The 13,860-nt window shown below is 47.3% G+C and carries 8 protein-coding genes; all 8 read left to right on the top strand.

Annotated elements, in window-relative coordinates; translation table 11 throughout:
• Window positions 1–180: 180 nt before the first annotated feature.
• Window positions 181–3,246 carry a SusC/RagA family TonB-linked outer membrane protein gene (locus tag HMPREF2794_RS08720; RefSeq protein ID WP_083312041.1) on the top strand — a complete coding sequence of 1,022 codons (3,066 nt, stop codon included), beginning with the start codon at window positions 181–183 and terminating at the stop codon, window positions 3,244–3,246.
• A gap of 19 nt (window positions 3,247–3,265) precedes the next feature.
• Entirely contained in the window at window positions 3,266–4,795 is a 1,530-nt protein-coding gene (locus tag HMPREF2794_RS08715; RefSeq protein WP_010536279.1) for a RagB/SusD family nutrient uptake outer membrane protein, read from the top strand.
• Between the two features lie 127 nt (window positions 4,796–4,922).
• Window positions 4,923–7,238: a beta-glucosidase BglX gene (gene bglX, locus HMPREF2794_RS08710; RefSeq protein ID WP_010536278.1), complete on the top strand. Its 2,316-nt coding sequence runs from the start codon at window positions 4,923–4,925 to the stop codon at window positions 7,236–7,238.
• A 122-nt stretch (window positions 7,239–7,360) separates the two neighbouring features.
• Window positions 7,361–8,725, top strand: coding sequence for a glucoamylase family protein (locus tag HMPREF2794_RS08705; RefSeq protein WP_070751344.1), 1,365 nt, complete (start codon window positions 7,361–7,363; stop codon window positions 8,723–8,725).
• A gap of 231 nt (window positions 8,726–8,956) precedes the next feature.
• The gene (locus HMPREF2794_RS08700) at window positions 8,957–10,180 is read left to right on the top strand and encodes a hypothetical protein (RefSeq protein WP_070751343.1); all 1,224 of its coding nucleotides are present in this window, start codon (window positions 8,957–8,959) and stop codon (window positions 10,178–10,180) included.
• Complete coding sequence (locus tag HMPREF2794_RS08695; RefSeq protein WP_070751342.1) at window positions 10,177–11,316, top strand: CHASE2 domain-containing protein; 1,140 nt, start codon at window positions 10,177–10,179, stop codon at window positions 11,314–11,316. The genes HMPREF2794_RS08700 and HMPREF2794_RS08695 overlap by 4 nt, the downstream gene beginning before the upstream one ends.
• Entirely contained in the window at window positions 11,313–12,878 is a 1,566-nt protein-coding gene (locus tag HMPREF2794_RS08690) for a caspase family protein (RefSeq protein ID WP_168166594.1), read from the top strand. The genes HMPREF2794_RS08695 and HMPREF2794_RS08690 overlap by 4 nt, the downstream gene beginning before the upstream one ends.
• Before the next feature lie 10 nt (window positions 12,879–12,888).
• Complete coding sequence (locus tag HMPREF2794_RS08685; protein ID WP_070751340.1) at window positions 12,889–13,794, top strand: hypothetical protein; 906 nt, start codon at window positions 12,889–12,891, stop codon at window positions 13,792–13,794.
• The last annotated feature ends 66 nt before the right edge of the window (window positions 13,795–13,860 follow it).

Raw genomic sequence — 13,860 nt, 5'->3', positions numbered from 1 at the left:
ATGTACATAAAGAAAAGTAAACAAGCAACAAAAAGACAAATAAAAATAATCTACACCTATTCTGACAATGTTAAAATTGAGCTTTCTATGTCTTTCCAAAATCTTTTTTGCATTTTATTTGTTCACTTTGTTACTTTCGCCGGAAGACGGCAGAATAAACTTCAACCTAAATAATAACGAATGGAAAAATTTAATGCAATGAGGACTAGACTTTTACAAGATCTTCAAAAGAAAACCATCTGGTTTAAGAGCATAGTGGCGCTCACTTGCTTGTTGCTGACCTCCGCATCTGCCTTTGCACAGACAAAGACTGTGACTGGTACGGTAACAGATGCCACCAATGAACCGCTGATCGGTGCATCGGTGCTCGTACAAGGAACTTCCACCGGGACCATCACCGATATGGACGGTAAGTATTCAATCTCCGTCACACCGGAAGACGTACTGGTATTCTCTTATGTAGGAATGAACGCACAAAGCGTCAAAGTCGGAACGCAGAATGTGATCAACGTCACGCTGAAAGAAGACTCGCAGATGCTAGCCGAAACAGTAGTTATCGGATACGGTAGTGCCAAGAAAAGAGATTTGACAGGTTCTATCACTAACATCAAAGGAGAGGAAATAGCCAATAAACCTGCGACGAATCCATTATCTTCCCTACAGGGTAAAGTGGCAGGTGTACAAATCGTAAACTCCGGACGTGCCGGTGCCGACCCCGAAATCCGTATCCGTGGTACAAACTCCATCAACGGATACAAACCGTTGTATGTTGTAGACGGATTATTCAATGATAACATCAACTTCCTCAATCCGGAAGATATCGAGTCTATGGAAATCCTGAAAGACCCGTCATCACTTGCCATCTTCGGTGTGCGCGGTGCGAATGGTGTCATCATCATCACCACTAAGAAAGCCAAAGAAGGACAGACACTGGTAAACATCAATACCTCCTTCGGTTTCAAGAAAGTAGTAGATAAAGTGGACATGGTTAACGGGCCGCAATTCAGGGAACTGTACAGCGAACAGCTCGCCAATCAAAAAGACGATCCGTTCGACTTTAGCGGCTGGAATGCAAATACCAACTGGCAGGATGAGATTTTTCAGACTGCCTTCATCACCAACAATAATATCAGCATTACCGGAGCTTCTCCGAAGCACAGCTTCTATCTGGGTGTAGGTTACTCTCACGAACAAGGAAACATCAAACATGAGAAGTTCAGCAAAGTGACCATCAATGCAAGTAATGACTACAAAATCACGGACTTTCTGAAAGTCGGCTTCCAGTTCAATGGGGCACGTACGCTACCTGCTGATTCCAAGCAGGTATTGGGGGCTCTCCGTGCCACTCCTATCGCACCGGTATACAATAAGGAATACGGCTTATACAGCGTTCTACCCGAATTTCAGAAAGCACAGATCAACAATCCGATGGTAGACGTCGAGCTGAAAGCCAATACGACCAAAGCCGAAAACTACCGGGCATCGGGTAATATCTATGGTGAAGTGGACTTTCTGAAACATTTCACCTTCAAAGCGATGTTCTCTATGGACTATGCTTCCAACAACGGACGTACTTATCTGCCTATCATGAAAGTGTACGACGATACAGCTGCAGGAGATGTCGTGACACTGGGAACCGGCAAAACGGAAGTCAGCCAGTTCAAGGAAAATGAAACGAAAGTACAGAGCGACTATCTGCTGACCTATACCAACAGCTTTGACAATGGCAATCACAACCTGACTGCTACAGCCGGTTTCACCACTTATTACAATTCGCTGAGCCGACTGGACGGAGCACGCAAACAAGGTGTCGGTCTGGTTATTCCTGACGATCCGGACAAATGGTTTGTCAGTATCGGTGATGCCGCAACAGCTACCAACGGAAGTACCCAATGGGAACGGAGTACGGTATCCATGCTGGCACGTGTGATCTACAACTACAAAGGGAAATACCTGTTCAACGGTTCGTTCCGCCGGGACGGTTCTTCCGCCTTCTCCTACACAGGCAATGAGTGGCAGAACTTCTTCTCATTAGGTGGTGGCTGGCTGATGACCGAAGAAGAGTTTATGAAAGATATCAAATGGCTCGACATGTTGAAACTCAAGGCATCTTACGGTACGTTAGGTAACCAGAATCTGGACAAAGCCTACCCCGCCGAACCTCTATTGACAAATGCTTACTCAGCAGTTTTCGGCAAGCCATCCATTATTTACCCCGGATACCAGCTCGCCTATCTGCCTAACCCTAATCTGCGTTGGGAAAAAGTAGAAGCCTGGGAAGCTGGTTTCGAAACGAACGTGCTGCGCAACCGCCTGCATTTTGAAGGAGTATATTATAAGAAAAGGACAAAAGACCTGCTAGCCGAAGTGCCCGGTATCTCCGGAACAGTGCCCGGCATCGGCAACTTGGGAGAAATCCAGAACATGGGCGTTGAAATGGCAGCCAGCTGGCGTGACCAGATCGGTGACTGGGGATACTCTGTCAGTGCCAACCTGACCACCATCAAGAATAAGGTGAAGAGCCTCGTTCAGGATGGATACTCCATCATTGCCGGAGATAAACAGCAGAGTTACACCATGGCAGGCTACCCTATCGGATACTTCTATGGTTACAAAGTAGCAGGCGTCTACCAGTCGCAAGCCGACATCGATGCATCGCCCGAAAACACCCTTGCCACAGTCACTCCCGGTGACCTGAAGTTCGCCGACGTGAACAGAGACGGCAAGATTACCCCGGAAGACCGTACAATGATAGGTAACCCGACACCGGATTTCACCTATGGCCTTTCGCTCGGACTAACGTATAAGAACTGGTCACTGGGTATCGACATGATGGGACAGCATGGTAACGAGATTTTCCGTACCTGGGACAATTACAACTTTGCACAGTTCAACTATCTGGCACAACGCATGGACCGCTGGCACGGAGAAGGCACTTCCAACAGCCAGCCATTGCTGAACTCCAAACATTCCATCAACACGTTAAATTCGGATTATTACATCGAAGACGGAAGTTTCTTCCGCATCCGTAACGTGCAGCTTGCCTACTCATTCGACAAGTCTTTGCTTGCCAAGATACGCCTGCAGGCACTGAAAGTCTATGTCAACATACAAAACCTGAAGACATGGAAGCATAACACCGGCTACACCCCGGAACTGGGTGGCAGCGCTACCGCCTTCGGAGTAGACAATGGCAGTTACCCCGTACCCGCCGTCTACACCTTCGGTATCAACCTAACTTTTTGATCTTTAAAACAATAATGGTATGAAACTAAATAAATATCTTTTTTCCACTTTCATTGCCGCTTCTGCCTTGCTAATAAGCAGTTGCAGCGACTTTCTGGACCGGAGTCCGCAGGGACAATTTACCGAAGACGACAATCCCAACGCATTGGTCAACGGTAAAATCTATAATGTCTATACCATGATGCGTAACTTCAACATCACTGCCGGCACCCCCGCCCTTGCCATCCATTGTCTGCGTTCCGAAGATTCCGAAAAGGGAAGTATTCCGAGCGACGGATCGGACGTAGCCGAAATGTACGATGACTTTCTGTACACTCCAACCAACGGTCTGTTAGGGGCTTACTGGGGACAGAATTACGCCGTCATCTACCAATGTAATGATATCCTCGACGCCATTGCCGAGAAAGAAACTGCCGGACAAACGGAAGCCGAAGACATCATCAACAAAGGAGAGGCTTCTTTCTTCCGTGCTTACTGTTACTTCAATCTGGTGAGAGCCTTTGGCGAAGTACCTCTGGTGACTTACAAGATCAACGACGCTTCGGAAGCCAACATTCCGAAAACGACTGCTGATAAAATCTACGAGCAGATTGATACCGACCTGAAAACAGCGGAAGAGTCATTGCCCGAAACATGGAGTACCGAATATACCGGACGACTGACCTGGGGGGCCGCCCGTTCACTTCATGCCCGTACCTATATGATGCGCAACGACTGGAACAATATGTACACAGCTTCTACCGACGTTATCAATAAAGGTTTATATAATCTGAAAACACCCTATAATGAAATATTTACCGATGACGGTGAGAATAGCGGAGGTTCCATATTCGAACTGCAATGTACAGCCACAGCCGCTCTCCCGCAAAGTGAAGTGATCGGCAGTCAGTTCTGCGAAGTGCAAGGCATACGCGGAGCCGGTCAGTGGGACTTAGGATGGGGATGGCACATGGCCACCCAGTTTATGGCAGACGCCTACGAAGCAGGAGACCCTCGTAAGAACGCTACGCTGCTCTACTTCCGTAAATCGGACGATGAGCCTATTACTCCGGAAAACACCAACGAGCCTTATGGTGAGTCACCCGTTTCTCCGGCTATGGGAGCTTACTTCAACAAGAAAGCCTATACGGACCCTGCCCTGCGTAAAGAATACACCAACAAAGGTTTCTGGGTAAATATCCGTCTGATCCGGTATTCGGACGTAGTATTGATGGCTGCCGAAGCTGCCAACGAAAAGAATATCCCCGGAGAAGCAATAGATTATCTGGAAATGGTACGCGCACGTGCCAGAGGCAGCAATACGAATATATTGCCGAAAGTAACAACCACCGATCAGGGAGAATTGCGGGAAGCCATCCGCCACGAACGCCGCGTGGAACTCGGACTTGAGTTCGACCGTTTCTATGACCTTGTACGTTGGGGAATCGCTGCGGATGTATTGCACGCCGCCGGAAAAGTAAACTATCAGGCCAAGAATGCCTTATTGCCTTTGCCTCAATCAGAGATTGACAAGTCAAAGGGAGTGCTGGTACAGAATCCGGATTATTAATATAATATGAAATAATAAATTTAGGCACGGATTACACGGATTTCACGGCTTTAAGAGATTAGACAGGCTATTGAAAACCGTGTTAATCCGTGTAATCCGTGCTTAAAAATTAAACAGATAAAACGATATGATAAATAAGAAAATATTTTTTTCATTTCTACTGCTCACTGCCGGCTTCCTGAGTGCGGCAGCGCAGAAATCGCCGCAGGACATGGACCGTTTCATCGACGCACTGATGAAGAAGATGACTGTGGAAGAAAAGATAGGGCAACTGAACCTCCCCGTCGCAGGAGAGATCACTACAGGACAAGCCAAAAGCAGTGACATCGCCGCCAAAATAAAACGGGGCGAAGTGGGCGGCCTGTTCAATCTGAAAGGAGTAGAGAAAATACGTGATGTACAGAAACAGGCAGTAGAACAATCCCGTCTGGGTATCCCCTTGCTGTTTGGTATGGATGTCATCCACGGATACGAAACAATGTTCCCCATTCCGTTAGGACTGTCCTGTACCTGGGATATGACCGCCATTGAAGAATCGGCACGCATTGCAGCCATAGAGGCCAGTGCCGACGGTATCTCATGGACATTCAGCCCGATGGTGGACATCTCACGCGACCCACGTTGGGGACGTGTTTCCGAAGGCAGCGGTGAAGACCCGTTTCTCGGAGCAATGATTGCCGAAGCAATGATACTCGGTTATCAGGGAAAGAATATGCAGCGGAATGACGAAATCATGGCCTGCGTAAAACACTTTGCACTGTATGGCGCAGGGGAAGGCGGACGCGACTACAACACGGTAGACATGAGCCGCCAGCGGATGTTCAATGAATACATGCTGCCCTACGAAGCTGCTGTTGAAGCCGGTGTAGGAAGTGTGATGGCATCGTTCAACGAAGTAGACGGTGTGCCTGCTACCGCCAACAAGTGGCTGATGACAGACGTACTGCGTGGTCAGTGGGGCTTCAACGGATTTGTAGTAACCGACTACACCGGAATCTCTGAAATGATCGACCACGGTATAGGCGACCTGCAAACAGTTTCCGCACGTGCCATCAATGCCGGAGTAGACATGGATATGGTAAGCGAGGGCTTTGTCGGCACACTCAAAAAGTCTGTTCAGGAAGGCAAGGTTTCTATGGCAACACTGAATACCGCCTGCCGCCGTATTCTGGAAGCTAAATACAAACTGGGATTATTTGACAACCCCTACAAATATTGCGACCCGAAACGTCCTGCACGTGACATCTTTACGAAAGCGCATCGCGACGCTGCCCGCAGAATTGCCGCAGAAAGTTTTGTGCTTTTAAAGAACGACGACGTGACACTCATTCCGGGAACTCCTGCGGAACCTCTTCTTCCCTTCAATCCGAAAGGTAACATCGCCGTGATAGGCCCGCTCGCCGACAGCCGGACAAACATGCCCGGTACATGGAGCGTAGCTGCCGTACTCGACCGGTGTCCGTCGTTGGTAGAAGGACTGAAAGAAATGACTGCCGGAAAAGCCAATATTCTTTATGCCAAAGGCAGCAATCTGATCAGTGACGCATCCTACGAAGAACGTGCCACCATGTTCGGACGTTCGCTGAACCGTGATAACCGGACAGACCAGCAACTGCTGGATGAAGCATTGACAGTAGCCAACCAGTCGGATATCATCATCGCCGCCCTCGGAGAGTCATCCGAAATGAGCGGAGAAAGCAGCAGCCGTACCGACCTGAACATTCCGGATGTACAGCAAAACCTGTTGAAGGAATTGCTGAAAACCGGGAAACCCGTTGTATTGGTATTATTTACAGGCCGTCCGCTGACACTGACTTGGGAGCAGGAGCATGTACCCGCCATTCTGAATGTATGGTTCGGAGGCAGCGAAGCTGCTTATGCCATTGGCGACGCGCTCTTCGGATATGTCAATCCGGGTGGAAAACTGACCATGAGCTTCCCGAAGAATGTCGGTCAGATTCCGCTGTATTATGCGCATAAGAATACAGGACGTCCGCTGGCGCAAGGCAAATGGTTCGAAAAGTTCCGCAGCAATTATCTGGATGTAGACAACGAACCGCTTTATCCATTCGGATACGGACTTTCTTACACGACCTTCTCCTACGGGGATATCGACCTGAGCCGTTCTACCATCGATATGACGGGAGAGCTGACGGCAGCAGTAATGGTGACCAATACCGGGACATGGCCGGGATCAGAAGTAGTGCAACTCTACATTCGGGATCTTGTCGGCAGTACCACCCGTCCGGTGAAAGAACTGAAAGGCTTTCAGAAGATATTCCTCGAACCGGGACAGTCAGAGATTGTACGGTTCAAGATTGCACCGGAAATGCTGAGGTATTACAACTACGACCTGCAACTGGTAGCAGAACCGGGTGAGTTTGAAGTAATGATCGGAACAAACAGCCGGGACGTGAAATCCGCACGATTCACGCTAAAATAAAAATCGTACAATAGGCACGGATTACACGGATTCACACGGTCTTTAACTGCGCAATCTCTTAAAACCGTGAAATCCGTGTAATCCGTGCCTAAATCTTATTCTCTCATTTAAATCCACAATCAATGAAAAAACTATCTCTCTATATTGTGCTTTTCTGCCTCATAATGACGGCAGGAGCGTGTAAGAACAAGACTGGCGGACAAACCACCGCCAGTTCCGAACTTTCGGATGACGCCCTGATGGACACCGTTCAGCGTCGCACCTTTCTCTACTTTTGGGAGGGTGCCGAACCCAACAGCGGGCTTGCGCCCGAACGGTATCATGTAGACGGGGTATATCCGCAAAACGACGCCAATGTAGTTACTTCGGGCGGCAGTGGTTTCGGTATTATGGCTATTCTTGCCGGAATAGACCGTGGCTACGTCACCCGCGAAGAAGGTCTGGCACGAATGGAACGTATCGTTTCCTTCCTCGAAAAAGCAGACCGCTTTCACGGAGCATATCCGCACTGGTGGTATGGCGATACGGGAAAGGTGAAACCTTTCGGTCAGAAAGATAATGGAGGTGACCTGGTAGAAACCGCTTTCCTGATGCAAGGTCTGCTTGCCGTACACCAGTATTATATCAATGGCAACAAGAAAGAAAAAGCTCTGGCCCAACGTATCGACCAAATTTGGCGGGACGTCGACTGGAACTGGTATCGTAAGGGAGGACAAAACGTGTTATATTGGCACTGGAGCCCCACATACGGTTGGGAAATGGATTTCCCGATACATGGCTATAACGAATGTATGATTATGTATATCCTCGCCGCAGCCTCTCCTACCCACGGAGTTCCGGCAGCCGTCTATCACGATGGCTGGGCGCAGAATGGGGCTATCGTCTCTCCGCATAAAGTGGAAGGTATCGAGTTGCATCTTCGCTACCAGGGTACAGAAGCCGGCCCGCTTTTCTGGGCACAGTATTCTTTCCTGGGGCTCGATCCGGTAGGATTAAAAGATGAATATTGTCCGAGCTACTTCCACGAGATGAGGAACCTGACACTCGTGAATCGTGCTTACTGCATCCGTAATCCCAAGCATTACAAAGGTTTCGGACCGGACTGCTGGGGATTGACAGCCAGCTACTCCGTTGACGGCTATGCTGCCCACTCACCAAACGAACAGGATGACAAAGGGGTGATCTCCCCTACCGCCGCCCTTTCGTCCATCGTCTATACTCCTGAGTACTCGATGCAAGTGATGCGCTACCTATACAACATGGGTGATAAAGTCTTCGGTCCTTTCGGATTCTACGATGCTTTCAGCGAAACGGACAACTGGTATCCACAACGTTATCTTGCCATTGACCAAGGGCCTATCGCAGTCATGATTGAAAATTACCGCACAGGGCTGCTATGGAAACTCTTTATGAGCCATCCCGACGTACAGGCAGGACTTACCAAGCTAGGTTTTAATACCAACAAGCAGGATGTAAGGCAGAAATAAAGAAACCAACCATCATCTAATTTTCAAGAGTTGCCTCAAAGCATCTCAACTCCCCGCTCTCAAGGAGGATGTGTCTAAATTTGACACATCCTCCTTGTCTATAAACACGTCCCTTTCTAAGAACTTAGAAAGTACTGCTTTACAAATTATTAGCATATTTTTTGCTCATGTTCTATTTTTTAGCGAATATTGCAGAAAAGTTCAAGACTTTAATACTGCTGACAAATAATTATGAGGTTATCACTTTTCTTGTGTCTATTCGTATATTTCTCTTTTTCTGTACGCGTCTGTGCAGCAAAAGACGAACTGCCTCCCTGGGTATTCGAAAATCAGGAAGGTCTTTATTTGGGAGTATCCGAAGTCATGGATGATGCCGGTCTGGCCTTACTACAAGCCCAGACACGTGCCGTACTGAACTTTTGTCTGACCCAAGGTTTACCTTTCAAAACCATTACTACTTCAGAAATAGATGTAGAAGGAAAAAAAGAATCCACTCGACGTCTGGAAGCAGCACGACTGGAATTGTCAGGTTTTGAATGCGCACTAGAAAAATTATACGCACACCCATCCGGAGAATACTTTGTACTATGTCGGGTAAAACAAGGTAAATCCAATAATAAAATCATTTTCACCAGGGACGTCAGCAAGAAAAACCATTCCTCCGGGATTGATTCCTGTCTGGTAAGCAGCCTCATCGCAACTACGTTGGGACACCATTCCTACAGTGAATCTGTCGTTTACAACAAGAATAACGGTAAAGAAGAGATCACAGTAAAAGTAGGGGAAAACGTATTACCCGGCAAAACCAGTTATCGCTATGCAGAATACCCTCCACAAGCGAACAAAGAGAAAATGGGCCTGAAGTTTTCTTATGATTTGCAGCATTCCTTTGGACGGGCGTGGATAGGAGTCCTCACGCAAATTCCACTTTGCAATAAAGTAGTATCTGTCGCAAGCGTGATATCTAGTTCTACAAAATCGAATGAAAAAGAAGAGATTGAATCGATATTCAATAGTATTTCAAAACTTAGTGGAACATCGGAAGGAGTTCCTTTTCCTTTATATTGCACAGGTATTACAAAAGGACAGTTAATCATAGAAGCCGGAATTTATGGTACAGTCAAAGAAAATATTGCAGAACAAATTTGTTCCACTGGTATGGGAGAATCTAAAGACGGTATCGCAGCTTGTTCCGACGCATTGGTTACTGTTTTGATAGAAACTGCTTCGATGATTCAGGCAGAAGTAAGTTCAACTATCAAATCCTATGTCCCCAATGATGCCTCGCCCGATGGCAATAAATCAATGCACGCCCTTATCGACGCTTTCACTTCTAAGACAGATCTCTCACTGAAGAATTTCCGAATTGGATGGCAACAATTACCTGAAGGTATTGTCTGTATCTGCACCTGTCCGACACCTAAAATTGGAGCAAAGAAGGAGGTACTGCCATGAAACATAAGTTCTGGAGTTTTCGCTTCTGGCTACACCGAAGCCACCTCTACATTACGTTAGGGATTTTCCTTTTCTCATTTTTGGTGATCTATATTCCGCTGAACACCTCTTTCTTCGACCCGGTAACCCGTGCATTCGAAGATTTCCGCCTGTCCGATCTCTTCCTTCGCCTGTCAGACAGGAATTCGATGCCGGAAAGTAATGAGATCTTTGTGGTAGACGTAACCTCCATCCGCAACCGCAAAGCCATAGCAGAGACAATTGCCGAAGTAGCTGCTACTTCTCCTAAAGTGATCGCACTGGATATCATGTTTCCGGACGATGACCGTTCTGAAGACAATCTAATCCTGATGCAGACACTCGATACCATTCCGGCTACAATTGTAACGGCCTCCGAAATATCAGACGACAACAGTGTACTGTCTTCCTTCTTCACCCCTGCCCTACCGCAGCTTCGTGAAGGATATACCAATACAACGATGAACAACACATACAGCAAGTGCCTGCGAACCTATACCACCACGATCACCAACGGAGACGATATGCTTCGTTCGCTCCCCTTACAAATCGCACTTGCTTACCAGCCAAGCCTCCGTTATGAGAAGGATGCTGAGCAACTGATCAATTATTCGGACGTACACATTCGCAAAGTACTCCCCACCGATATTTCCCTTTTCGCCGACCGTTTTAAAGATAAAATAGTAGTGATAGGCATCGCTTCGGGCAAGGAAGATTTGCATCTGACACCTGTAGGAGACCTTAGCGGACCGGAAATTGTGGCACTCTCTGCACATACCCTTATCCACCATCGGGAAATTACTGAGATGCCGGTCTGGCTGGGAGTAGTGTTAGGCTTTCTACTGACCTATTGCTTTGTAGTGACATGCAGTTACCTGCACATCAAATACGAGAAAACGGATAATATCCGTATTACCCTTTCCGCTATTCTGGTAACTATACTATTGGTATTTATCAACCTGATAGTCAATCATTTCTTCCACTACAGCATTAGTCTTATATATGCATTCACCGGCATCGTACTGACAGGTAATGCGCTTTCGTTCTATGTGGGCTGGCTGCTATGGCTGCAAGAGAAAAAGAAGTTGAAACACCCGGAAAAAACACTTTACTTATGAAAAAAACAGTATGCATATTATGGTTACTTTGCACGGTCCTCGCTTCAACAATAGCGCAACAAACACCAACCACTGCACAGATAATGAGCAAAGCCTCCGAATACTGGGCCAAGCAGGATTATACACAGGCTGCCAGTTGGTATCGCAAGGCTGCCGAGAGAGGAGATGCCACAGCGCAGAACTGTTTAGGTAACTGTTATTTTTCGGGAAAAGGTGTGGATCAGAGCGATATGTACGCCCTGGCATGGTATCAGAGGGCCGCAGCACAGGACCATCCGGATGGAATGGTGAATTTAGGATATTGTTACTATATAGGCAAAGGCATTGCCCAAGACTATGATACAGCGATGTCGTGGCTGCAAAAAGCCAAAGTTCTTTATACACGTGCCCAGAAAAAAGGCGCAGATGTACAAAAAGAACTGGACAGAATCAATGCTATGTCGAAAAAGCCGGCCTTTGCTCAAAACGAAAGTCCGATACCGGCTTCTTTCGTTACCGGTGAAACCCCTGTCACACCGGCCTCACCGGTCGTGAAAATTATTCCGCCGGAAGGTTTCCCTTATTTCAGTGAAACTCAACTGGAAATCCGTTACAGCGTAGATACTCCGCCGGACAATCCGGTAAAAGAAGTAAAGGTCACAGTCAACGGTGAGATACAGCCGACAGCGCGTGTCGTAAAAAAGGGACGAAGCGTGACGGTGACTCTGCCCAAAGACGATAGCAGCATATCCATCTCCGCCCGTAATAATACGGGATGGAGTGAAACGGAATTCCTCCGGCTCAAATGGGACAAATCGAAAGAAAACCTGATACGGCCTAATCTTTACGTGCTGGCTATCGGAATCAATGATTACGATCAGATTCACCCTCCGTTGAAAATGGCGGTGAAAGACATGAATGATTTCGTCCGGGTGGTGGAGAAGAAAAAGCATGCGCCTTATGAAAATATCTATGTGACCAAGCTCTCAGACAAGGAAGCTACCCGCCAGAAGATTGAAGACGAATTGTGTCAGTTGGCGGCAAGGGCAGAAAGTACCGACTTTACTTTCATCTTCTTCGCCGGACACGGACTAAAAGATAACAAAGACCGATTCTATCTGGCACCGGTCGATGCGAATATAGAAATGATCCGCAGTTCCTGCATCGATGCCGACAGATTCTCGGGCTATCTGGACGATATACGTGGCAAGGTAGTTGTATTTGCCGATGCCTGCTACTCCGGGGCACTGTTACAGGGACGCCGGAGTGTGTCTTCGCTAGATATGCAGAAGGTTGTTTCGGAGATGAACCGTGCCAAACCGGGAAGATATATTTATGCATCAAGCGAGGATGATACCGTTTCCAACGAGTTGCCGGAGTGGGAAAACGGTGCTTTCACCAAAGCACTGATCGAAGCATTCGAAGGGAAAGCAAAGGCAGAAGGACAAAAGGCACTGACCACCGTCGAGCTCATGAATTTCCTGCGCAAGCGAATGAAGGAAATTATTAAAGGCGACAATAACCGGAAACAGATTCCCGGATTTGACGGCTGGAATGAGGAATTCCCATTATTTACTTATTAACAGGCATCCAATGAAAACAATCCTGACAGCAGTTTTTCTTCTGATCGCTATCCTTTCTCCGGGCACAGCGCAACAGGGAGGAGATTCGTACATTGTCTACTCCGTTGCGGGCAATGTAAAATCGGCAGGACACCCCATACAGCCCAAACAGAAATTGTTTCCGCTGCAAACAATAACGATAGGCAAAGAAAGCCAGTTAACTCTTCTGAATGAGGATGCCAAATTGCTGTATAGCCTGAACCGTACCGGTACATGGACGGTCAAGGAATATATTCACGACATGAAACCTTCTGTACTTCGCCTGTCTGCCAACTATCTCCGATATATCAAGGACCAGCTTTTCAGCAATACCGACGACACAGCGCCAAACCGGAAACTGGGCAAAGTGACCACCACAGGATACAGAGGAGAAGAAGAAAACCAACAGTTTATCCAGGCAATGTGCGCTTGCCTGCAAGTATCGGGCAACGAAACCCTGCAAGAGGTCTTTGTACAGAAAGATCCTTCACAGAAAAGTAATTATCTGCTGACTTTCGAACTGGTTTCACATCAGGACGGCTCGGTTCTGAAACCGGACGGTTCCAACCTGAAGAATCCTTATTACGTACGGGCCACCAATCATTCCCTTGTCACGCTGTTCGTCAATGTGCTGAATATAGACAGTTCCCTGAGTACTTATCTGGTACTCCAGCCGGACAAGCAAGGTCATTTTGCCAACTACCTGCTTCCTGCCGAAAGCACGGTTTCATTCCCGCAACAAACCATTGAGTTCAGCAGGATGTCAACTGAGAATTTCGTATTAATGGCAGCTCCTTTCCCTGTCGATTTCTCTTTATTGGAGTCGCCTATACACCGCCAGTCAGAAGAAAGCAAATCAAAAATGAAGATCGGGCTCAGCCGGCTGACGTTTCACTAACACTAATATTTTGTTCTCTTTAAAGTAATGAAACAGACATCAAATAATAAAGCCGGATTTCCCCGG

The sequence above is a fragment of the Bacteroides sp. HMSC067B03 genome (assembly GCF_001811315.1).
GTDB lineage: Bacteria > Bacteroidota > Bacteroidia > Bacteroidales > Bacteroidaceae > Bacteroides > Bacteroides faecis.
Note: the sequence above shows the minus strand (reverse complement) of the source record. Positions and strands in the feature narration are given on the sequence as shown.

What these genes read in the sequence shown, in the direction of transcription:
- HMPREF2794_RS08720 (WP_083312041.1), top strand. Translation starts at nt 181, where the DNA reads ATGGAAAAATTTAATGCAATGAGGACTAGACTTTTACAAGATCTTCAA.
- HMPREF2794_RS08715 (WP_010536279.1), top strand. Translation starts at nt 3,266, where the DNA reads ATGAAACTAAATAAATATCTTTTTTCCACTTTCATTGCCGCTTCTGCC.
- bglX (WP_010536278.1), top strand. Translation starts at nt 4,923, where the DNA reads ATGATAAATAAGAAAATATTTTTTTCATTTCTACTGCTCACTGCCGGC.
- HMPREF2794_RS08705 (WP_070751344.1), top strand. Translation starts at nt 7,361, where the DNA reads ATGAAAAAACTATCTCTCTATATTGTGCTTTTCTGCCTCATAATGACG.
- HMPREF2794_RS08700 (WP_070751343.1), top strand. Translation starts at nt 8,957, where the DNA reads ATGAGGTTATCACTTTTCTTGTGTCTATTCGTATATTTCTCTTTTTCT.
- HMPREF2794_RS08695 (WP_070751342.1), top strand. Translation starts at nt 10,177, where the DNA reads ATGAAACATAAGTTCTGGAGTTTTCGCTTCTGGCTACACCGAAGCCAC.
- HMPREF2794_RS08690 (WP_168166594.1), top strand. Translation starts at nt 11,313, where the DNA reads ATGAAAAAAACAGTATGCATATTATGGTTACTTTGCACGGTCCTCGCT.
- HMPREF2794_RS08685 (WP_070751340.1), top strand. Translation starts at nt 12,889, where the DNA reads ATGAAAACAATCCTGACAGCAGTTTTTCTTCTGATCGCTATCCTTTCT.